General features: G+C 67.8%; 22 protein-coding genes. 14 read left to right on the top strand and 8 right to left on the bottom strand.

Annotated elements, in window-relative coordinates; translation table 11 throughout:
* The 8 genes from QM569_RS13800 to QM569_RS13765 all read left to right on the top strand — a co-directional run.
* Positions 1 to 303, top strand: a 303-nt coding sequence (locus tag QM569_RS13800; RefSeq protein ID WP_414987807.1) for an RBBP9/YdeN family alpha/beta hydrolase, incomplete at its 5' end; no start/stop codon positions are given.
* A gap of 181 nt (positions 304 to 484) precedes the next feature.
* A complete protein-coding gene (locus QM569_RS13795; protein ID WP_414987806.1) occupies positions 485 to 1,489 on the top strand; it encodes a sulfate ABC transporter substrate-binding protein in 1,005 nt (334 codons plus the stop codon).
* Complete coding sequence (gene cysT, locus QM569_RS13790) at positions 1,490 to 2,323, top strand: sulfate ABC transporter permease subunit CysT (protein WP_414987805.1); 834 nt, start codon at positions 1,490 to 1,492, stop codon at positions 2,321 to 2,323.
* Positions 2,320 to 3,222 carry a sulfate ABC transporter permease subunit CysW gene (gene cysW / locus QM569_RS13785; protein ID WP_414987804.1) on the top strand — a complete coding sequence of 301 codons (903 nt, stop codon included), beginning with the start codon at positions 2,320 to 2,322 and terminating at the stop codon, positions 3,220 to 3,222. Before cysT ends, cysW begins: the two co-directional genes overlap by 4 nt.
* Entirely contained in the window at positions 3,219 to 4,352 is a 1,134-nt protein-coding gene (locus tag QM569_RS13780; RefSeq protein ID WP_414987803.1) for a sulfate/molybdate ABC transporter ATP-binding protein, read from the top strand. The genes cysW and QM569_RS13780 overlap by 4 nt, the downstream gene beginning before the upstream one ends.
* Positions 4,353 to 4,397: 45 nt before the next feature.
* Positions 4,398 to 4,913 (top strand): disulfide bond formation protein B, encoded by a 516-nt coding sequence (locus QM569_RS13775; protein WP_414987802.1) that lies wholly within the window; start codon positions 4,398 to 4,400, stop codon positions 4,911 to 4,913.
* Positions 4,914 to 4,998: 85 nt separating this feature from the next.
* Positions 4,999 to 6,630 (top strand): HD domain-containing phosphohydrolase, encoded by a 1,632-nt coding sequence (locus QM569_RS13770; RefSeq protein WP_414987801.1) that lies wholly within the window; start codon positions 4,999 to 5,001, stop codon positions 6,628 to 6,630.
* An 84-nt stretch (positions 6,631 to 6,714) separates the two neighbouring features.
* Positions 6,715 to 7,698 (top strand): DUF808 domain-containing protein, encoded by a 984-nt coding sequence (locus QM569_RS13765; RefSeq protein ID WP_414987800.1) that lies wholly within the window; start codon positions 6,715 to 6,717, stop codon positions 7,696 to 7,698.
* A 54-nt stretch (positions 7,699 to 7,752) separates the two neighbouring features.
* Here the strand turns inward: QM569_RS13765 and QM569_RS13760 are convergent, their stop codons facing one another.
* The gene (locus tag QM569_RS13760; RefSeq protein ID WP_414987799.1) at positions 7,753 to 9,777 is read right to left on the bottom strand and encodes a peptidase U32 family protein; all 2,025 of its coding nucleotides are present in this window, start codon (positions 9,775 to 9,777) and stop codon (positions 7,753 to 7,755) included.
* Between the two features lie 62 nt (positions 9,778 to 9,839).
* Between QM569_RS13760 and QM569_RS13755 the strand changes: the two genes are divergently transcribed.
* The 3 genes from QM569_RS13755 (at position 9,840) to QM569_RS13745 (ending at position 12,234) form a co-directional block, all read left to right on the top strand.
* Entirely contained in the window at positions 9,840 to 10,040 is a 201-nt protein-coding gene (locus QM569_RS13755; RefSeq protein WP_414987798.1) for a hypothetical protein, read from the top strand.
* Positions 10,041 to 10,109: 69 nt separating this feature from the next.
* Positions 10,110 to 11,288: a tRNA adenosine(34) deaminase TadA gene (tadA, locus tag QM569_RS13750; protein WP_414987797.1), complete on the top strand. Its 1,179-nt coding sequence runs from the start codon at positions 10,110 to 10,112 to the stop codon at positions 11,286 to 11,288.
* Positions 11,260 to 12,234 carry an LD-carboxypeptidase gene (locus tag QM569_RS13745; RefSeq protein WP_414987796.1) on the top strand — a complete coding sequence of 325 codons (975 nt, stop codon included), beginning with the start codon at positions 11,260 to 11,262 and terminating at the stop codon, positions 12,232 to 12,234. Before tadA ends, QM569_RS13745 begins: the two co-directional genes overlap by 29 nt.
* On the opposite strand, the gene QM569_RS13740 is transcribed toward QM569_RS13745, so the two are convergent.
* Positions 12,184 to 12,576, bottom strand: a complete 393-nt coding sequence (locus QM569_RS13740; RefSeq protein WP_414987795.1) for a hypothetical protein — start codon at positions 12,574 to 12,576, stop codon at positions 12,184 to 12,186. The genes QM569_RS13745 and QM569_RS13740 overlap by 51 nt on opposite strands.
* Before the next feature lie 229 nt (positions 12,577 to 12,805).
* Here QM569_RS13740 and QM569_RS13735 point away from each other — a divergent pair, with 229 nt between their 5' ends.
* Positions 12,806 to 13,741, top strand: coding sequence for an adenylate/guanylate cyclase domain-containing protein (locus QM569_RS13735; protein WP_414987794.1), 936 nt, complete (start codon positions 12,806 to 12,808; stop codon positions 13,739 to 13,741).
* A 64-nt stretch (positions 13,742 to 13,805) separates the two neighbouring features.
* Here the strand turns inward: QM569_RS13735 and QM569_RS13730 are convergent, their stop codons facing one another.
* Positions 13,806 to 14,423 carry a hypothetical protein gene (locus tag QM569_RS13730; protein ID WP_414987793.1) on the bottom strand — a complete coding sequence of 206 codons (618 nt, stop codon included), beginning with the start codon at positions 14,421 to 14,423 and terminating at the stop codon, positions 13,806 to 13,808.
* Between the two features lie 81 nt (positions 14,424 to 14,504).
* Here QM569_RS13730 and QM569_RS13725 point away from each other — a divergent pair, with 81 nt between their 5' ends.
* A complete protein-coding gene (locus QM569_RS13725; protein ID WP_414987792.1) occupies positions 14,505 to 15,182 on the top strand; it encodes a hypothetical protein in 678 nt (225 codons plus the stop codon).
* Positions 15,183 to 15,185: 3 nt separating this feature from the next.
* Here QM569_RS13725 and QM569_RS13720 read toward each other — a convergent pair whose 3' ends face one another.
* From QM569_RS13720 to QM569_RS13700, 5 genes are all read right to left on the bottom strand, one after another.
* Complete coding sequence (locus QM569_RS13720) at positions 15,186 to 16,460, bottom strand: acyl-CoA dehydrogenase family protein (RefSeq protein ID WP_414987791.1); 1,275 nt, start codon at positions 16,458 to 16,460, stop codon at positions 15,186 to 15,188.
* 29 nt (positions 16,461 to 16,489) lie between these two features.
* Positions 16,490 to 17,575: a phosphotransferase gene (locus tag QM569_RS13715; protein WP_414987790.1), complete on the bottom strand. Its 1,086-nt coding sequence runs from the start codon at positions 17,573 to 17,575 to the stop codon at positions 16,490 to 16,492.
* A 19-nt stretch (positions 17,576 to 17,594) separates the two neighbouring features.
* Positions 17,595 to 18,314 (bottom strand): Crp/Fnr family transcriptional regulator, encoded by a 720-nt coding sequence (locus QM569_RS13710; protein ID WP_414987789.1) that lies wholly within the window; start codon positions 18,312 to 18,314, stop codon positions 17,595 to 17,597.
* A 110-nt stretch (positions 18,315 to 18,424) separates the two neighbouring features.
* Positions 18,425 to 19,204 (bottom strand): oxepin-CoA hydrolase, alternative type, encoded by a 780-nt coding sequence (locus tag QM569_RS13705; protein WP_414987788.1) that lies wholly within the window; start codon positions 19,202 to 19,204, stop codon positions 18,425 to 18,427.
* Positions 19,205 to 19,376: 172 nt separating this feature from the next.
* Complete coding sequence (locus tag QM569_RS13700; RefSeq protein WP_414987787.1) at positions 19,377 to 20,900, bottom strand: 3-hydroxyacyl-CoA dehydrogenase; 1,524 nt, start codon at positions 20,898 to 20,900, stop codon at positions 19,377 to 19,379.
* A gap of 74 nt (positions 20,901 to 20,974) precedes the next feature.
* On the opposite strand from QM569_RS13700, the gene QM569_RS13695 reads away from it, so the two are divergent.
* The coding region (locus QM569_RS13695; RefSeq protein WP_414987786.1) for a FimV family protein at positions 20,975 to 21,443 on the top strand (469 nt) is incomplete at its 3' end.

Below are 21,443 nucleotides of genomic sequence, written 5' to 3'. Positions count from 1 at the left end.
GTGCAGGGCGCCTTGCTGGCGGCCCCGGCCGACCCCGAGCGGCGCGGCGCGCTGGCCGACTTCGCGCCCGTGCCCTACGCCGCCTTGCCCTACCGCAGCATCGTGGTCGCCAGCAGCAACGACCCGTACTGCCCCGTGCGCCTGGCGGGCGCGTACGCGCGCGCCTGGGGCAGCGAGTTCGTGCGCATGCAGAACGCAGGCCACATCAACATCGAGTCGGGCCATGGCGACTGGCCGCTGGGCCTGGCGCTGCTGCAGTCGCTGACCGGGGAGATGGCCCACGCGCTCGCCGTGGCCGCCTGAACTCATCTTTTGATAGCTGCTGGTGCCTGCTGCATAAGCGCTGAGGCCGGATTTGGCTTGAACTTTTGTTATATTCCAATAGTGGATTAATTAACAAAAATATATTCTTTTGAGTTTTAAGAGACTCTCCACACAATCGCCCATCGTTTTATTCATTTTGTAACCGAGGGCCCGTGACACCATGACTTTCCTGAAACTCAAGACCCTTCTGGCTGCTTTGGCCCTGGCCGCTGGCGGCTCGGCCCTGGCGCAGAACACGCTGCTGAACGTGTCCTACGACGTGGCGCGCGAGTTCTACAAGGACTACAACGCCGCCTTCGTCGCCCACTACAAAAAGGCCAAGGGCGTGGACGTGAAGGTGGACCAGTCGCACGCAGGCTCCAGCGCCCAGGCGCGCGCCGTGAACGACGGGCTGGACGCCGACGTGGTCACCTTCAACACCACCACCGACATCGAGTTCCTGGCCAACAGCGGCGTGGTCGCCAAGGACTGGGCCAAGCGCTTCCCGCACGACGCATCGCCCACCACGTCCACCATGCTGTTCCTGGTGCGCAACGGCAACCCCAAGAACATCAAGGACTGGGACGACCTGGTCAAGCCCGGCGTGCAGGTCATCGTGGTGAACCCCAAGACCGGCGGCAATGGCCGCTATGCCTACCTGGCGGCGTGGGGGTCGGTGCGCGAGAAGGGCGGCACCGACGCGCAGGCGGCGGAGTTCGTCAGCAAGCTGTACAAGAACGTGCCCGTGCTCGCCAAGGGCGGGCGCGATGCGACCACCGTCTTCCTGCAGCGCAACATCGGCGACGTGCTGATCACATTCGAGTCCGAAGTGGTGTCGGTGGACCGCGAGTTCGGCAAGGGCAAGGTCGATGCCGTGTATCCGTCGGTCAGCGTCACCGCCGAGAACCCCGTGGCCGTGGTCGAGCGCACGGTGGCCAAGAAAGGCACGGGCGAACTGGCCAAGGCATACCTGGACTACCTGTACTCCGACGAGGCGCAGGAGATCGCCGCCAAGCACGCCATCCGCCCGCGTTCCGAGGCCGTGCTCAAGAAGTACGCCGACCAGTTCAAGCCGATCAAGCAGTTCACGGTGGCCAAGTACTTCGGTTCGCTGTCCGAGGCGCAGAAGGTCCACTTCAACGACGGCGGCCAGTTCGACAAGCTCTACACGCCCGGCGCTAAATAAATGGCAGGCCGCGCCAAGCGCGTGCTGCCCGGCTTCGGACTGACGCTGGGCTACACGCTGTTCTACCTGAGCGTGATCGTGCTGATCCCGCTCACGGCACTGCTGTTCAAGACCTTCTCGCTGACCTGGGAGCAGTTCTGGGCGGCGGTCAGCGCGCCGCGCGTGGTGGCTTCGTACCGGCTCACGTTCGGTGCGTCGTTCATCGCGGCGGTGGTCAACCTGTTCTTCGGGCTGCTGATCGCCTGGGTGCTGGTGCGCTACAAGTTCGCGGGCAAAAGAATAGTCGATGCGCTGGTGGACCTGCCGTTTGCGCTGCCGACCGCCGTGGCGGGTATCTCGCTGACGGCGCTGCTGGCGGGCAACGGCTGGATCGGCCAGTACCTGGAGCCGCTGGGCATCCAGCTCGCGTTCAAGCCTGCGGGCATCGTCATTGCGCTCATCTTCATCGGCCTGCCCTTCGTGGTGCGCACCGTGCAGCCCGTGCTGGAAGACGCCGAGAAAGAGCTGGAAGAAGCGGCCACCTGCCTGGGCGCCACGCGCTGGCAGACCTTCCGCATGGTCATCCTGCCCAGCATCACGCCCGCGCTGCTGACCGGCTTTGCCATGGCGTTCGCGCGGGCCGTGGGCGAATACGGCTCGGTCATCTTCATCGCAGGCAACATGCCCATGATTTCTGAAATCACGCCGCTCATCATCATCGGCAAGCTGGAGCAGTACGACTACGCGGGTGCCACGGCAGTGGCCGTGGTGATGCTGGTCATCTCGTTCATCCTGCTGCTGGTCATCAACGCGCTGCAGGCGTGGCAGCGGCGGCACGCGGGGGCGCCGACATGAGCGCGACCAACACGAGAACCGTGCGCCGCGCAAAGGCGGGCACCACCGAAGCGCCCTGGGTGCGCTGGACGCTGATTGCCATTGCGCTGGCCTTCATGCTGCTGTTCCTGGTGCTGCCGCTGGCCGCCGTGTTCACCGAGGCGCTGCGCAAGGGCTGGGACGCCTACGTGGCGGGCCTGCGCGAGCCCGACGCCTGGTCGGCCATCCGGCTCACGCTGCTGACGGCGGTCATCGCCGTGCCGCTGAACCTCGTCTTCGGCGTGGCGGCCGCCTGGTGCATCGCCAAGTACGAGTTCAAGGGCAAGGCGTTCCTGACCACGCTGATCGACCTGCCGTTCTCCGTCTCGCCCGTGGTGGCGGGCCTGATGTACGTGCTGGTGTTCGGCGCGCAGGGCTGGTTCGGCCCCTGGCTGGCGGAGCACAACGTCAAGATCATCTTTGCCGTGCCCGGCATCGTGCTGGCCACCGTGTTCGTCACCTTCCCGTTCATCGCGCGCGAGCTGATCCCGCTGATGCAGGCCCAGGGCAACGACGAGGAGCAGGCGGCCATCGTGCTCGGCGCGAGCGGCTGGCAGACCTTCTGGCACGTGACGCTGCCCAACATCAAGTGGGGGCTGCTGTACGGCGTGATCCTGTGCAACGCGCGCGCCATGGGCGAGTTCGGGGCCGTGTCGGTCGTCTCGGGCCACGTCCGGGGGCAGACCAACACCATCCCGCTGCACGTCGAAATCCTCTACAACGAATACCAGTCCGTGGCCGCGTTCTCCGCTGCATCGCTGCTGGCGCTGCTGGCGCTGGTCACGCTGGTCATCAAGACCATCGCGGAGCACCGCAACGAGCAGGCCCTGAAGGCCGCCGCAGAACTCCCGCCGGAACGACCTGGAACGAGCACACCATGAGCATAGAAATCCGCAACGTCAGCAAGCAGTTCGGCGACTTCCACGCGCTGCGCGACGTGAGCCTGGACATCGCGTCCGGCGAACTCATCGCGCTGCTGGGCCCCTCGGGCTGCGGCAAGACCACGCTCTTGCGCATCATCGCCGGGCTGGAGACGGCCGACACCGGCAGCATCCACTTCAGCGGCGAAGACACCACCGACGTACACGTGCGCGAGCGCAACGTGGGCTTCGTCTTCCAGCACTACGCGCTGTTCCGCCACATGACGGTGTTCGAGAACGTGGCCTTCGGCCTGCGCGTCAAGCCCCGTGGCGAGCGCCCGAGCGACGCGCAGATCCGGCAGAAGGTGATGGACCTGCTCAAGCTCGTGCAGCTCGACTGGCTGGCCGAGCGCTACCCCTCGCAGCTCTCGGGCGGCCAGCGCCAGCGCATCGCCCTGGCCCGCGCCCTGGCCGTGGAGCCCAAGGTGCTGCTGCTCGACGAGCCCTTCGGCGCGCTGGACGCCAAGGTGCGCAAGGAATTGCGCCGCTGGCTGCGCCGCCTGCACGACGAACTGCACGTGACCAGCATCTTCGTCACCCACGACCAGGAAGAAGCGCTGGAGGTGGCCGACCGCGTGGTCGTCATCAACCAGGGCCGCATCGAGCAAAGCGGCTCGCCCCAGCAGGTGTGGGACCAGCCCGCCAGCCCCTTCGTCTATGGCTTTCTGGGCGACGTGAACCTGTTCCATGGCCGCGCCCACGAGGGCCTGGTGCATCTGGACGGCATGCAGATCGACTCGCCCGAGCACCGCGAGGCGCAGAACGCCAAGGCGTTCGCCTACGTGCGCCCGCACGACCTGGACGTGCAGCGCTACTCGCCCGGCGCGGGGCTGGACGCCGAGGGCCGCCCGCGCGGCATCGTCGCGCAACTGAGCCGCGCCATCGTCGTCGGCCCCATTGCACGGCTGGAACTAATCCCGACCGAAGACAACAAACCGGCGGACAATGCGCAAACCGCGTCCCCTGACCCGCTGATCGAAGCGCAAATCCCCGCGCAGCAGTTCAAGGAAGAGGGCTTCAAAGAGGGCGAAACGCTGGTGGTCACACCGCGCCGCGCCCGCGTTTTTCTGGATCACGCCGCAGGCATCTGAGCAGTCCGCCGCTCGGCGACGCCGCGCGGCATCAAGGACTGACAAATGGTGTTGAACTGGATCGATAGCGCCCCGCGCCGCGTGCTCGCGCTCATCAGCGCGGCCTGCGTCGCCATGCTGGCCTTTGGCATGTACCTGCAGCACGTGGTGGGCCTGGAGCCTTGCCCCATGTGCATCGTGCAGCGCTATGCTCTTATTTTGGTAGCTGTATGTGCAGGTTTGGCAAGCGCCAGAGGCCAAAAAGGCTGGTGGATGACCTGGAGCGCGCTGGCCCTGGCCGCCGCAGGCTTCGGCGCCTTCACCGCCGCCCGCCAGAGCTGGCTGCAGTGGCACCCGCCCGAGGTGGCCACCTGCGGGCGCGACTTCTACGGAATGATCGAGAACTACCCCATCAGCCGCGCCATCCCCATGATCTTTCGGGGCACGGGCGACTGCACCGCCATTGACTGGACCTTCCTGGGCGGCTCCATTGCCAACTGGTCGTTCATTGGCTTTACGGGCTTTGCCGTGCTGCTGCTGGCGCTGCTGGCGCGGGGCGGCCTAACGCGCCGCCAGGCTTGAACAGGGCGCTCTACGGAGCGCCTTTGTTTTCGCTACGATGCGTATTTCCCCTCCGCGGCACCCACAGGGTGTTTGTTCTATGTCCATGGGCAACGAATCCTTGGCCAGCCTGTTTCGCAGGCTGGAGCAACTCAACGGCATCGGCGCCGCACTCTCGCGTGAGCGCGACATCGACCGGTTGCTGGAGAACATCCTGGAAGCCGCCCGCGCCATCACCGGCGCGGATGGCGGCACGCTCTACAGCGTCACGGAAGACGGCACGGCGCTCAAGTTCGAGATCGTGCGCACCGACTCGCTGGGCATCCGCCTGGGCGGAACCACGGGCAAGCCCATCACTTTTCCCAACCTGCCGCTGCGCCATGCCGACGGCTCGCCCAACGACTCGCTGGTGGCCGCGCATGCCGCCATCCACGACCGTACCGTCAACATCGCCGACGCCTACAGCGCCGAGGGCTTTGACTTCTCGGGCACGCGCACGTTCGACGCGCGCACGGGCTACCGCTCGCAGTCGTTCCTGACGGTGCCGATGAAGAACCACGACCACGAGCTGATCGGCGTGCTGCAGCTCATCAACGCGCTCGACCCGCTCACCGGCGAGGTCACGGCCTTTTCCGAGGCCGACCAGGGCCTGGCCGAGTCGCTGGCCTCGCAGGCGGCCATCGCGCTGACCAACCGGCTGCTCATCACGCAGCTGGAGCGCCTGTTCGAGTCCTTCGTGAACCTCATCAACCTGGCCATCGACGAAAAGTCGCCCTACACCGGCGGCCACTGCCAGCGCGTGCCCGCCCTGACCATGATGCTGGCCGAGGCCGTGACTGCCACCACGCAAGGCCCGCTGGCGGGCTTTCAGATGACCGACCGCGACCGCTACGAGCTGAAGATGGCCGGCCTGCTGCACGACTGCGGCAAGATCACCACGCCCGTCCACGTGGTGGACAAGGCGACCAAGCTGCAAACCATCTACGACCGCATCGGCCTGGTGGACACGCGCTTCGAAGTCTTGAAGCGCGACGCCGAACTGGCCGCGCTGCGCCGCCAGCTGGCCCTGCGCCCCGTGGTGGACGCACAGGCCGAAGGGCGGGAACAGCAGGCCCTGCAGCAAGAGATCCACGCGCTGCAGGAAGACCGCGAGTTCCTGCGCCGCTGCAACACCGGCACCGAGGCCATGCAGCCCGAAGACCAGCAGCGCGTGCGCGACATCGCCGACCTGCGCAGCTGGCGCAACCCGCAGGGCGTGCAGACCAGCTTTCTGACGGCGGAGGAGGTGGAGAACCTCACCATCCGCGCGGGCACGCTCAACCAGGCCGAGCGCGACATCATCAACCACCACATCGTCGCCACCATCAAGATGCTGGAGACGCTGCCCTGGCCGCGCCACCTGAAGAACGTGCCCGAGTACGCGGGCGGCCACCACGAGCGCATGGACGGCAAGGGCTACCCGCGCGGCCTCACGCGCGAGCAGATGTCGCTGCAGGCGCGCATGATGGGCATCGCCGACATCTTCGAGGCCCTCACCGCCGTGGACCGGCCCTACAAGAAGGGCATGGCCCTGTCGCAGGCGCTGGCCATCATGTGCCGCATGCGGGACAACGGGCACATCGACCCCGACCTGTTCGAGGTGTTCGTGCGCCAGGGCGTGTACCTGCGCTACGGGCAGGAGTTTCTGGACCCGGAGCAGGTGGACACGGTGGACATTGCCGCGCTCGGGTTTGCTTGAAAATTGATAGCTGCCAGCGCTTTTGCAATAAGCGTTTGCGGCTTGTTTTGTTCAAATTTCCACTGATTGACAAGGAACCTCCCCATGGCCGCTGGCAGCCTGCTGACCCTGCTTGACGACATCGCCACCATCCTCGACGACGTGGCCCTCATGACCAAGGTGGCGGCCAGGAAGAGCGCGGCCATGGCCGACGATGTGTCGGTGATGACCAAGGTGGCTGCGCAGAAGACGGCGGGGGTGTTGGGCGACGACTTGGCGCTCAACGCCCAGCAGGTCACCGGCGTGCGCGCCGACCGTGAGCTGCCCGTGGTCTGGGCCGTGGCCAAGGGCTCGTTGGTGAACAAGGCCATCCTGGTGCCGCTGGCGCTGCTCATCAGCGCGTTCGCGCCCTGGGCCGTGACGCCGCTGCTGATGGTGGGCGGGGCGTTTCTGTGCTTCGAGGGCTGCGAGAAGCTGGCGCACCGGTTCCTGCATGGCGCCCATGAGGACGAGGCCGAGCACGAAAGCCACGCCAAGGCCAATGCCAACCCGGCGGTGGACATGGCGGCGTTTGAAAAGGACAAGGTGAAAGGCGCGGTGCGCACCGACTTCATCCTGTCGGCCGAGATCATCGCCATCACCCTCGGCACCGTGGCCGGCGCGCCGTTTGCGCAGCAGGTGGCCGTGCTCGGCGGCATCGCCGTCATCATGACGCTGGGCGTGTATGGCCTGGTGGCGGGCATCGTCAAGCTTGACGACCTGGGCCTGTGGCTGGCGGGCCGCGCCAGCGCTGCCGCGCGGGCGCTGGGGCGCGGCATCGTGGCGGCGGCGCCGTGGCTGATGAAGGGGCTCTCCATTGCCGGGACTGCGGCCATGTTCCTCGTGGGCGGCGGCATCCTGGTACACGGCGTGCCTGCGCTGCACCACGCCATAGAGGGCGCGGGCGCGGCGGCGGCGCGCTGGCCCGTGGGCGGGCTGTGGGAGGTGCTGGTGCCCAATGCGCTCAATGCGGCGGTGGGCATTGCCGCCGGGGCCGTGGTGCTGGCCGTGTGGATGCTGGTGCAGCGGCTGCGCGGCAAGTCGGCCTGAATTTTGGGTGTTTTTGGCCTGTGGCGCTTATCCTGCAAGCGCTTGCAGCTATGTTTATGATAGCGTCTGGGGTGCGGCAGGCCGTGTGCGGTAGAACCGCAGGGGCTGCGCCTGCAGGTCCCTGGCGTGCTGGTTCAGCACCGCCTTTTTCATCCTGCCCACCACGTGCATCTCGCAGGGCTTGCAGTCGAAGCGCAGGGTGAGCTTCTCTTTGCCGTTGATGAGCATGAGCGGCTCTGCCTTGATGGTGCCCTGCACGCCCGTCACGCCCTTGGCCTGCTTGGGGCACAGGCTCATGCTGAAGCGCACGCAGTGCTTGGTGATCATCAGGCTGACTTCGCCTTCTTCCTCGTGCGCCTCGTAGGCGGCGGCGATCACCTTCACGCCGTGGCGGGCATAGAAGTCGTGCGCTTTCTGGTTGAACACGTTGCCCAGGTACGAGAGGGTGTCCTCGGGGTAGGGCACGGGCGGCTGCACGGGCGCGGCGCGCTGCAGGCGCAGGAAGCCTGCGGCGCGGTTCGCCTCCAGGTCGGCCACGGCGTCGCGGCGCAGGGGGTTGAGCACCGAGGCGGGCACGAACCAGGGTTGCGACCACTGCACGGCAATGTCGTGTACGGCAAAGATGGTGGCGCCGAAGCGGCCCAACTGCTCGCGCAGGCTGGCTTGCGCCTTGGCGGGGTCGGTGGCGCTCTGGTGGGCGTGCTGCACCTCGGCAGTGCCCATGTGGCCGTCCTCATCCGTCAGCATCAGGCTGAAGCCGCCGGGCGTTTCGGCAAAGTGTGCCCACAGGCCGATGCGGCGGTCGCTGGACTTCTTCTCCAGCGTGCGCACCCAGTCCATGTCGCGGTTGCGGTTGACCTCGGTGCCCTTGCGCAAGTCCTTGAAGCCCGCCATGGGGTCCTTGGGGTACACCCGCCACTGGCCCACGCTGCGCGCCGACACCGGCTCGGCCACGTTGATGGCCATGCCCACCAGTTCCTTGTGCAGGTCGTAGTAGCACAGGCCGTCGCCGTTGTGCAGCACGGTGGCGGGGTCGGTCACTTCCAGCTCCACGAAGTCGGGGCCGATCTTGGTCACCCAGCCGATGGCCTGACCGGGGTTCTTGGGGGTGTCGAAGGCGCCGATGTCCTGCTTGCGGCCGGTGACGAAGTAGTCGGTGAACTCGCGGTTGAAGTTCTGCAGAGGGTCGGGCGTGAAGGTGAACGTGGTGCGCCCGCTGGATGAGCGCGCCAGAGGCATGCCTTGCGCCTCGCGCTCGTCGATGATTTCGTCGAGCAGCGTGCGGTAGTGGGCGGTGATGTTCTTCACGTAGCCCATGTCCTTGTAGCGCCCCTCGATCTTGAAGCTGCGCACGCCCGCGTCGATGAGGGCGCGCAGGTTGGCGCTCTGGTTGTTGTCCTTCATGCTCAGCACGTGCTTGTCGTGCGCAATGAAGCGGCCCTGCGCGTCCGTCACCTGGTAGGGCAGGCGGCAGGCCTGGCTGCAGTCGCCCCGGTTGGCGCTGCGGCCCGTCTGCGCGTGGCTGATGTTGCACTGGCCGCTGTAGGCCACGCACAGCGCGCCGTGGATGAAGAACTCGATGTTGGCGCGGCCCGGCGCGTCCACCGGCCCCAGCGCCTTGTGGACGGCTGCAATCTGCTGCACCGTCAGCTCGCGCGCCAGCACGATCTGCGACAGGCCCGCGTCCTGCAGAAAGCGCGCCTTCTCGGGCGTGCGGATGTCGGTTTGCGTGCTGGCGTGCAGCTGGATGGGGGGCAGGTCGATCTCCAAGAGGCCCATGTCCTGGATGATGAGCGCGTCCGCGCCCGCCTCATACACCTGCCAGGCCATCTGGCGCGCCGCCTCCAGCTCGTCGTCGCGCAGGATGGTGTTGAGCGTGATGAAGATGCGGCTGTTGAAGCGGTGCGCGTGTTTGACCAGCCGCTCGATGTCGCGGATATCGTTGCCCGCGCTGGCCCGCGCGCCAAAGGCCGGGCCGCCGATATAGACGGCATCCGCGCCATGGTTGACGGCTTCGATGCCGATGTCGGCATCGCGCGCGGGCGCAAGCAGTTCGAGCTGGTGGGGCAGGAGGGACATGGGGCGATTATCCCAGCGCAGCCGTTTTGCACGTACATTCAGCCGCTCAAGGAGCTATCGACATGCGCGGAATGTTCGGCCTCGTCGCCCTCGTCATCGTGCTCGCCCTGGTGGGCGTGCTGGCCAAGAAGCAGACGGCGGCCACCACGCCCCCGGCGGTGCCCGATGCCACCGTGCGCGGCCAGAGCCAGCAGGTGCAGCAGCAGATCAAGCAGCAGATGGACGCCATCGTGCAGCAGCCCCGGCCCGTGCCGGATGAATAACAAAAATATGAGTCAAATTGGCCTCTATCGCTTATCCAGCAAGCACTAGCAGCTATCAATAAAGAAGCAATGAACGACACCCAAGACCCGCACTGGATGCGCCAGGCCCTGGCGCTGGCGCACGAGGCCAGCTTGGCGGGCGAGGTGCCGGTGGGCGCCGTGGTGGTCAAGGACGGGCAGGTGATCGCCACGGGCCGCAACGCGCCCATCGCAGGGCACGACCCCACGGCCCACGCCGAGATCGCCGCCCTGCGCGAGGCCGCCCGGCGGCTGGGCAACTACCGGCTGGACGGCTGCACCCTGTACGTGACGCTGGAGCCGTGCGCCATGTGCAGCGGCGCGATGCTGCATGCGCGCGTTGCCCGTGTGGTGTATGGCGCGGCAGACCCCAAGACGGGCGCGGCGGGGTCGGTGGTGGACCTGTTCGGCAACGCGCAGCTGAACCACCAGACCCAGGTGCAAGGCGGGGTGCTGGCCGATGAATGCGGCGCGCCCCTGCGCGATTTCTTCCGCGAACGCCGCGCAGCACAACGCGCTGCCCACCCTTTGCGCGACGACGCGCTGCGCACGCCCGATGCCGCCTTTGCCGACCTGCCCGACTGGCCGTGGCAGCCGCAGTACCTGAGCGACCTGCCAGCACTGGCCGGGCTGCGCCTGCACTACATCGACGAAGGCCCGCAGGGCGCGCCGCGCACCTGGCTGCTGCTGCACGCCAGCCCTGCGTGGAGCTACCTGTTTCGCCACGTGATCCCCGTGCTGCTGGCGGCGGGCCACCGCGTGGTGGCGCCCGACCTGATCGGCTTTGGCAAGAGCGACAAGCCCAAGAAAGAGGCCGCGCACAGCGCCGACTGGCATGCCCGCGTGCTGCGCGAACTGGTCGAACGGCTGGGGCTGCGCGATGCCGTTGCCTTGCTCCCTCTCCCCCTGGGAGAGGGCGGTGGTGAGGGCAGGGGTGAGGGCGGCACGGAAAGCGCCCTGCCAGCCCTCACCCCCGCCCTCTCCCAAGGGGAGAGGGAGCAAACCCTGGGCTTTCATGCGCTGCCGCCGCGTGGCGCGGCCTATGACGCGCCCTTCCCCAACCCAGGTCACCGCGCCGGGCCGCGCGCATGGGCGTTGATGCCCCCCGCCGCCGTGCCCGCGCTGCCCGGCACCTTCGATCTGGACGACCCCCAAGCCGCCCGCCGCCTGGCCGAACGCGCCATGCAATACTTTGCCCACCATGCCCCACACACACCACCACGGCCCTGACTGCGGCCACGGCTGCGGCCACCACCACGGGCCGCGCCACATCTACATCTACTCACCCGCCAGCGCCATCCGCGACAAGGCCGCGTTCAAGCGCGGCGTGGCCCGCCTCAAGGCCCTGGGCCACGAGGTCGAGGTGGACCCCGACGCGCAGGCCGTACACACGCGCTTCGCGGGCGACGATGCCACGCGCCTGGCGGCCATCCACCGCGCGGCGGCCAGCGGCGCCGACGTGGCGCTCATCACGCGCGGCGCCTATGGCCTCACGCGCATCCTGCCCGGCATCCAGTACCAGGCCGTGGCCAAGGCCATCGAGCGCGGCATGAAGTTCGTGGGGTTCAGCGACTTCACGGCCTTCCAGCTGGCCGTGCTCGCCAAGACCGGGGCCGCCACCTGGGCGGGGCCGTCCCTGCTGTCCTTCGGCGAGGACGAAACGCCCGACGACATCATGCAAGCCTGCTTCGACGACCTGCTCACCGGCCAGGGCGAGGGCGCGGGCTGGACGCTGGGCCGCGAGAAAACGCACCCGCAGGCCGAGGTGTACGTGAAGAAAGCCACCCTGTGGGGCGGCAACCTGGCCGTGCTGACCGCGCTGCTGTGTACGCCGTACTTTCCGCAGGTCAAGGGCGGCATCCTGTTCGTCGAGGACGTGGGCGAACACCCCTACCGCATCGAGCGCATGCTCACCCAACTGCTGCACGCGGGCGTGCTGGCGCAGCAAAAGGCCATCGTGCTCGGGCAGTTCACGGGCTACAAGCTCGCGCCGCACGACAAGGGCTTCAAGCTGCAAAGCGTGGTGGACTGGCTGCGCACCCAGGTCAAGGCGCCCGTGCTGACCAACCTGCCGTTCGGCCACGTGCCGACCAAGGTGCTGCTGCCCGTGGGGGCGCAGGTGTCGCTATCGGTAGAGGGGCGCGACGCGCTGATCTACTGGGGCCACACGCACTGAGGTCTGCGCAGGGCGCTGCAACTGCCCTTGGAACAGCGCCGTGATGCGGTCGAGCTGCGAGCGCGCGCCCGTCTCGCCGCGCAGCGCCACCAGGGTGTCGAACAGGTCGGCGCGCAGGTACCACAGCGCCTCGATATCGACCGCGTAGCGCAGCCGCATGTTCATGCGCGCCGCCTCGCAGCCGGACGTGCCCGCCAGGCTCTGCAGCATGGCCTTGCGCACTTCTTCCAGCCCCTGGTGCCGCACCCAGCCGGTCGAGGACGGCTTGTCGCGGGCCAGAAGGTCTTGCGTGTTGCTGCGAAGGTCGGGCTTGTTCCAGCGCATGGGATGGATGGAGCGCATGTCGTTGTGGCAGGGCTGCCCAAGGTAAGCGCGAGCAAGGGCTGGAGCAAGGGGAGTGCTACAGAATTTGCACAAAGACAACATGCAACCCTGATTATTGCCAACTGTTACCTGTTCGCCGATGTTTTTACCCGGTGCGTGGCTAAGGATTGTTGACGCTTCATGAAACCTGACGCCCAGCTGCCTGGCTTAAACTGAGACACATGATGTTACCTATGGGCCAACGTTCATGAGCGGCGTGTCAACTGTCGTCTTCGCAGACCTGTCGGGCAGCACTTCGCTGTACGAGGCTGTGGGCAACGAGCGCGCGACCAAGGCCGTGACCGACCTCACGCAGTGGATCGGCGAATCCGTGCAGGCCCATGGCGGTCGCGTGGTCAAGATACTGGGAGACGGCGTGCTGGGCATCTTCGGCGATGCCGCCAGCGCCATGTCCGCCATGGCCGAGATGCTGCGCACGCACCAGGTCCGCCTGGGGCGCTGGCCGCTGTCGCTGCGCATGGGCATCCGCGTGGGCGTGGCCAGCGGCGACGTGGTGGACGTGGATGGCGACTGCTACGGCGACGCGGTCAACGTAGCCTCGCGCCTGTGCGAGCGCGCGGGCCCGGCTGAAATCTGGGCCACCGAGGCGTCCGTGCTGCTGGCCGCAAGCGCGCCCGATGTCTGGTACCGCAAGCTGGGGCTGATGGAAATCCGCGGCAAGACCGAGCAGCTCATGCTCTACCAGGTGGAATGGCGCGAGAACGAGGAGCCCGATTCCCTGACCATGCAGGCGGCGCTGGCGAGCAACTTCGCCCCGCCCGAACCACCCGCAGCGCAGCAAATCCACTTCGTCTGGCGGGGCGTGAACATGGCTTTCACCTCGTCGGACGCACCCGTCCACGTGGGGCGCGCCACCCAGGCGCAACTGTGCGTCAACGACCCCCGCGTCTCCCGCCTGCACGCGCGCATCGACTGGCGCAACGGCGGCTTCATCCTCACGGACATGAGCAGCTTTGGCACCTGGGTGTGCTTCGACGGCAGCGACACGCCCGTGCGGCTGCGCCGCGACGCCTGCATCCTGCACGGCGCGGGGCGGATCGCGCTGGGCGTATCGTTCAGCGAGCCCAGCGCGCCGGTCATGGACTTTCAGGTGGCAGAGGCCAGGGTGCGCTACCTGGCCTGAAAAAGCGCAGGGCCGCTTGGCGCCCGCCCTATTCGGAATACAAGCCAAAATGGCCTCCAGCGCTTTATGGATAGGCGCTGGCAGCTATGAAAAATGTAGCAAATGGCTCTGTATCCGGCAGCACATAGATCACGCCGCGCGCCTGCCCGAACAAGGGTGCGATGAACCGGTCGTAGAACGCGGCGGGCGCATTCACGCAGCCGTAGCTGACGCGCTTGTCGCGCGGGCCGGGGCTGGCCAGGCGCTCGCTGCGGCGCTCCGAGGCTTTCACGCTGCGCACCCGGTGCAGGGAGACGGCCGATTCGTAGTCGATCCACACGATGTCGTCGCCGCGCAGGTTGCGGCCCGGCTCGGTCACGAAGCGCCCGGCGGGGGTGGTGCGCTCCTCGAACCGGATCTGCGCGAGCGGCTTGCTGCCCACGCCCGGCGCCGCACGGTCGCCCAGCGCCGCGCCCAGCAGCACGGGCGCGCTGCCCAGCCATTGGCCTTGCGCGGAGAACACGTGGATGCGCGCCGCAGGCTTGTCGATGACGGCAAACGGCAGCCCTTGGGCGTCTCCCGTGCCCACGGCCCAGCGCACGAGCTGCCGGGCCGTGGGGGATGCGTCATCGGGCAGCGCCAGCGCGGCCAGCGGCGCGAGCAGGGCGCAGGCAACGAGCAGGCGGTGAAAAAGGCAGCGCATGGAATGGGATTGCAGCGGCAGGCGGAGCCCTCAATAATGCCTTACCCGAAACTTTTGCGAAGCCCGTGCTTCCGTGCCGCCATGTTCGACCGCTTGCGCAAAGCCTTTGGATCATCGCCTGCCGACGGATACCCAAGCTACCAGGACGTGGCCGCCTGGGCGGTAGAGCAGAAGCTGTCCATCGTGCCGCATGCTGTGGAAGAAGGCCATTTCGAACTGACCGGCGACCTGGATGGCCACCCCTGGCGGCTGGAATGCGGCGCTTCCACCCGGGACTACCTGCGCGGCCTGGAGCTGCGCGGTCGCGCCGACGTGGGCGCCGACCCTGACGTGGCGGTGATGCTCATCAACCGCCCGCTGAAGGAGGCCCTGGAAGGCACTGCCTACAGCGCCATTACCGACACGCTGCAGACCACGGTGAGCGCCAATCTGCCCGAGGAAATACGCTGGCTCGCCATGTGCGACGAGGTGGACTGGCCCGAACTGCCCGCGTCGTTCTACCAGCACTTCGCCGTGGTGACCGACCGCATCGAGCATGCGCAGCGCTGGGTGCATGCGCCGGTGGTGATGTCCCTTTTGGGCCTGGTGGAAAGCGAGGGCGGTGCGGCGAACGCCGAGTCGCCCGTGCTGCTGATGCTCATGCGCGGCAAGGTCTATCTGCGCATGCAGCACACGCGGCGCAGCCTGCCCGAGGTGGCGCAGGCGGTGCAGGTGCTGCTGGAGGGGGCGCAGAGCGCGCTGCGCCACCTGCAAGCCTGACGATCAGCCCCCGCGCGTGACCGGCACGTCGGCGTGCCTGCCGTAGCTGCCGTACTTGCCCAGCTCCCACTTGGCGATGGCGTTGCGGTGTACCTCGTCCGGGCCGTCGGCAAAGCGCAGCGTGCGCGCCTGCGCGTAGGCGTTGGCCAGCGGGAAGTCGTCGCACATGCCGCCGCCGCCATGGGCCTGCATGGCCCAGTCGATGACCTGGCAGGCCATGCTGGGGGCCACCACCTTGATCATGGCGATCTCGGTCTTGGCGACCTTGTTGCCCGCCACGTCCATGATCCACGCGGCCTTGAGCGTGAGCAGCCGCGCCATGTCGATCTTGCAGCGCGCCTCGGCGATGCGCTCCTGCGTCACGGTCTGCTGCGCCACGGTCTTGCCGAAGGCGGTGCGGCTGGAGGCGCGCTTGCACATCAGCTCCAGCGCACGCTCGGCCAGGCCGATGAGGCGCATGCAGTGGTGGATGCGGCCGGGGCCCAGGCGCCCTTGCGCGATCTCGAAGCCACGCCCTTCACCCAGCAGGATGTTGAAGGCGGGAACGCGCACGTTCTCGAACACCATCTCCATGTGGCCGTGCGGCGCGTCGTCGTAGCCCATCACGTTGAGCGGGCGCAGGATCTTCACGCCGGGCGTGTTGGCGGGCACCAGCACCATGCTTTGCTGCGAGTGCTTGGGCGCTTCGGGGTCGGACTTGCCCATGGTGATGAAGATGGCGCAGCGTGGGTCGCCCGCGCCGGAGATCCACCACTTGCGGCCATTGATGATGTAGTCGTCGCCCTGGCGCTCGATGCGCGTCTCGATGTTGGTGGCGTCGCTGGAGGCCACGGCGGGCTCGGTCATGGCGAAGGCCGAGCGGATGGTGCCCGCCAGCAGGGGCTTGAGCCACTGCTCGCGGTGTTCGGGCGTGCCGTAGCGGCAGATGGTCTCCATGTTGCCGGTGTCGGGCGCGGAGCAGTTGAAGACTTCGCTGGACCAGGTGACGCGGCCCATGATTTCGGCCAGGGGCGCGTACTCCTGGTTGGTCAGGCCCGCGCCCTGCACGCCCGCGATCTCGGCGGAATCGGCGGGCAGGAACAGGTTCCACAGGCCCTGGGCCTGGGCTTTTTCCTTGAGCTTCTCGATGACCGGCAGGGGCTTCCAGCGGTTGCCTGCGGCGGTGTTGGCGGCCTGTTCGGCGGCGTAGTCCGCCTCGGCGGGGTAAATGTAGTCGTCCATGAACTGGAGCAGTTTGGCCTGCAGTTCCTTGGTTTTGGGCGAGTAGTCAAAGTCCATGGGGTCTCCTTCGGTAATCGGTGAAATGGTCAGCCGCGCTGCGCGAACGACCAGGCCAGCTCGGCCATGGGCCGGGCCGTGTCGCCCGATGCCTTGGCCTGGGCGCTGGATGCCGTGCCCGCCTCCACGCGCTTGGCGATGCCTTGCAGGATGGCGGCGATGCGGAACATGTTGTAGGCGAGGTAGAAGTTCCAGTCGGCAGCGAGCGATTCGGGCGTGGCGATGCCCGTGCGCTCGCAGTAGCGGCGGATGTAGCTGGCTTCGTCCGGAATGCCCAGGGCGGCCAGGTCCAGCCCCGCGATGCCGCGCCCCAGCGCGGCGGGCACGTGCCAGGCCATGCAGTGGTAGCTGAAGTCGGCCAGCGGGTGGCCCAGGGTGGACAGCTCCCAGTCCAGCACGGCGATCACGCGCGGCTCGGTGGGGTGGAACATGAGGTTGTCCAGCCGGTAGTCGCCATGCACGATGGACACTTGGCCCGCGTCGCGCGCGCTGGCGGGCATGTGGGCGGGCAGCCATTCCATGAGCTTGTCCATCTCGGGGATGGGCTGGGTGATGGAGGCCACGTACTGCTTGCTCCAGCGACCGATCTGGCGCTCGAAGTAATTGCCGGGCTTGCCGTAGTTCGCCAGGCCCTGGTCGGCGAACTTCACCGAATGCAGCGCGGCGATGACGCGGTTCATCTCGTCGTAGATGGCGGCGCGCCCGGCGTTGTCCATGCCGGGCAGGCTTTGATCCCACAGCACGCGGCCCTGCATGCACTCCATCACGTAGAAGGCGCGGCCGATGACGGATTCGTCCTCGCACAGCACGTGCATGCGCGGCACGGGCACGTCGGTTCCGGCCAGGCCGCTCATCACCGCGAATTCGCGCTCGATGGCGTGGGCCGAGGGCAGCAGCTTGGCGACGGGGCCGGGCTTGGCGCGCATCACGTAGCTTTGCGTGGGCGTGACGAGCTTGTAGGTGGGGTTGGACTGGCCGCCCTTGAACATCTCCACCGTCAGCGGCCCTGCGAAGCCCGGCATGTGCTGCGAGAGCCAAGCGGTCAGCGCGGCGGTGTCGAAGGCGTGCTGCTCGGAGACGGGGCGGGTGCCGACGAAGTGGTCGAAGTTGCTCATGGACGGTGGTTCGTTGTGTTCATTTGTCGGTCTCGGCGATGCGCATCAGCGCTGTGCGGTCGCGCACCACCAGGCCACCCGGCTCGATGCGGATGGCGTCCTCGCGCTCCATGGCTTTCAGCTCCTGGTTCACGCGCTGGCGCGACGCGCCCAGCAGCTGCGCCAGCTCTTCCTGCGCAAGCTGCAGGCCGATGCGCATCTCGTCCCCGTGCGACAGGCTGGGCGTGCCGTAGCTGCGCACCAGATGCACGAGCTGCTTGGCAAGCCGCGCGCGCAGGGGCAGGGTGTTGAGGTCTTCCACCAGCCCGTAGAGCTGGCGGATGCGCCGCGCGTGCAGGCGCAGCATGGCCTCGTAGAACTCCACGTGCGAGGCCAGGATCTTCTTGAAGTCGGTCTTGGCCACGCACAGGATCGTGGTGTCGCCATGGGCATAGGCATCGTGCGTGCGCCGGTCCCCGTCGAAGATCGCCACGTCGCCGAACCAGATGCCCGGCTCCACGTAGGTCAGCGTGATCTGCTTGCCCGAGATGGACGTGGAGCTGACCCGCACCGCGCCGCGCGCGCAGGCGATCCATTCCTCGGGCGGGTCTCCGCGTGCGCAGATCAGGGCGCCGTCCTTGTAGCGTTTGACGTAGGCGCATCGGAGGATGTCGTGGCGTAGCGAGGGTGAGAGGGATGAAAACCAGCGACCGGAGTTGATCGCTTCACGTTCTTCGATGGTAAGAATCGGGTCGTCCATGGTCTGTCTTTTGCGTGACTGGATACGGGTGCATTGTCGCGTCAGGGACCTGGGGCTTGCGCCAGGGTTGTCACCTGGGCGTCCGCGTGGCCGGGCTTTTCGCCCGGTGCTCATTCGTAGCGCGGCGCGCGCTTTTCCAGAAAGGCCGCGATGCCCTCGCCGCCGTTGATATGGTGCAGGTTCTTCACGAAGTGGTCGCGCTCGCGGTCCAGGTGCTGCGTGAGGCTGGCGTGGGGTGCGTCGCCCAGCAGTTCCTTGATGCTCGCCAGCGCGTTCGGCGCGCGGGCGCCGAGCTGCTCGGCCAGGGCCAGCGCGGCATCGAGCGCAGTGCCCGGCTCGGCGACGCGGTTGACCACGCCCAGCGCGTGCAGGCGCTCGGCGCTGATGCGGTCGCCGCACAGCAGGATCTCGGCGGCGGCCTGCCGGGGCAGGGCGTGCGCCAGGCTCCAGCTCGCGCCGCCGTCGGGCGACAGCGCCACGTTGCTGTAGGCCATGGTGAACACGGCATTGCGCGCGGCGACGACGAGGTCGCAGGCCAGGGCCAGCGAAAAGCCCGCGCCCGCCGCAGCGCCTTCCACCGCCGCGATCACGGGTTTGGGGTAGGCGCGGATGGTTTCTATCCAGTTGTGCAGGCCCTCGATGCTCTGGGCCTGCACCCCGGGCGGCTGCTGGCGGTTGGCCAGCAGGCGCTGCAGGTTGCCGCCCGCGCAGAACGTGCCGTTGGCGCCGGTGATGACCACGCTGCGGATGTCGGCGCTGGTTTCGGCCACGTTCAGCGCCTCGATGCCCGCCGCGTACATGGCGGGCTCCAGCGCGTTGCGCAGCTCGGGGTTGCGCAGGGTCAGCACCAGGGTCTGGCCGTGGCTGGTGCTCAGGATTTCTGCGGGCATGGCGGCCTCGGATATGGGTGAACTGTTGTGTTGTGCGCTACCACATGAAACTGGCGTGGCTCAGTGCCAGCGGACGCCGTGGAACTGGCTTTGCCAGGCCACTGGCGTCGTCCCCCTTCCCGAGCGCAGCGAGAGAGAAGGGGGAAGCGGCGTAGCCGCTCAGGGGGTTGTTTCATTCTTCTTCCACGTGCAGCAGGCTCAGGCCGATGGCGCCCCGGCGGCGCAGCCAGGGGCTGGGGCGGTAGCGCGGGTCGCCATAGACGGTCTGCATGTTGAACAGCACTTCGAGGATGTTGGTCGGCCCCCAGCGGTCGCCCATGGCCAGCGGCCCCAGCGGGTAGCCCAGGCCCAGGGTCACGGCCGTTTCCAGGTCGCGCGGGCTGCAGATGCCCTGCTGGCAGATGTCCGCAGCGATGTTGACGATGGTCGCCACCACGCGCTGCGTGACGAAGCCGCCCGAGTCGCGGATCACGCTCACGGCCTTGCCGTCGCGCGCGAACAGCGCGTGCGCGGCATCGCGGATGTCGCGGCGCGTGGCGGGGTTGGTGGCGAGCACGCGGCGACGGGTGGCGGCGTCCTCGACCAGCACGTCGATGCCGATGGTGCGCGCCGGGTCCAGCCGCTCCACCACGGCCACCGTGGTGATGTCGAAGCCCAGCGGCGCCACCAGCGTGATCGCCTGGGGCGAGGGCGACTGCCCCGTCTCGATGGCCGCGCCCAGATCCTTGAGCAACTGGTACAGCTCGGCGCGGCGCGCGGCACGGGGAGAGACCCACACGGGCGGTATGGCGTCCACCACCGGCACGGGCGGCTCGGCAGGCGCCTGGGCCGTGCCGTCCACGTAGCGGTAGAAGCCTTCGCCCGCCTTCTTGCCCACCACGCCGCCCGCCAGGCGCTGCGCGGTGATCACGCTGGGGCGGAAACGCGGCTCGTCGTAGTACTGGCGGTAGATGGATTCCATCACCGGGTGCGACACGTCCAGCGCCGTCAGGTCCAGCAGCTCGAACGGGCCGAGCCTGAAACCCGCCTGGTCGCGCAGGATGCGGTCGATGGTGGCGAAGTCGGCCACGCCCTCGCCGACGATGCGCAGGGCCTCGGTGCCGTAGCCGCGCCCGGCGTGGTTCACGATGAAGCCCGGCGTGTCCTGCGCCTGCACGGGCGTGTGGCCCATGTCGCGGGCGTAGGCGGCCAGTGCGGCGCAGACGGCGGGGTCGGTCTTGAGGCCCGCGACCACTTCCACGACCTTCATCAGCGGCACGGGGTTGAAGAAGTGAAAACCCGCCAGGCGCTGCGGTCGCTTCAGCCCCGCGCCGATGGCGGTGACGGACAGGGACGAGGTGTTGGTGGCCAGCACGGCGTCGTCGCGCACCACGGCTTCCAGATCGGCGAACAGCGCTTTCTTGGCATCCAGGCGCTCGACGATGGCCTCCACCACCAGGTCGCAGTGGGCCAGGTCGGCCACCGCCGCCACGGGGTGCAGCCGCGCGGCCTGCGTACTGGCCTGCTCGGCGCTGATGCGGCCCTTGGCAACCAGCTTTTCCCACTGTTCCCGCAGCGCGGCCTGGGCGGCCTGGGCGGCGCCGGGGTTGGCGTCCAGCAGGAAGACTTCACTGCCCGCCTGCGCGGCGATTTGGGCGATGCCCCGGCCCATGGCCCCCGTGCCAACGATCCCGATGTTGGAATAGTTAATTTTCATAGCGCCATTATGGCCGTGGCCCTAGGGGCGGGACTTGTGTGCAAAAATGGCCCGCACCGAGAACTGAGGCTATTGTGAAAATCCGTAACACCTTTTTGGGGGCCGGTTTGTGGGTGGTTGCCGCAGGCGCCTGGGCTTTGTCGCTCGGGGCGGGCAGGGGCGCCGTGGTGCTGGGCGCGCCGTTGGACCTGACCTTCGACGTGCAGCCAGAGCCTGGCTCCGACCTTGCCTCATCCTGCGTGGCGGCCAAAGTGTTGTCTGGCGACATGCCGGTGAGCGATGCCAAGGTGCGCGTGACGCCCGTACCCGGCATGCACGGGCGGTCCCCGGCTGTGCGGGTGCAGGCCGCCATCGTGGTGGACGAGCCCGTGCTCACCGTGGTGCTTTCGGCGGGCTGTGCAGGCAGGGTCACGCGCAGCTATACCTTCTTCTCGGAACTGCCGGGCACGGCGGCGCAGTCCCCTGCACCGGTCGATGTGGCGCGGCTGACGCCCGGCGCGGCGCAGGCGTCACGCGCTGCAGCGGCGCGGGCGACCGCCCCGG

The sequence above is a fragment of the Acidovorax sp. genome (genome assembly GCF_047607405.1).
Classification (GTDB): Bacteria; Pseudomonadota; Gammaproteobacteria; order Burkholderiales; family Burkholderiaceae_C; genus Acidovorax.
This window is presented reverse-complemented; position numbering and strand designations above follow the sequence as displayed.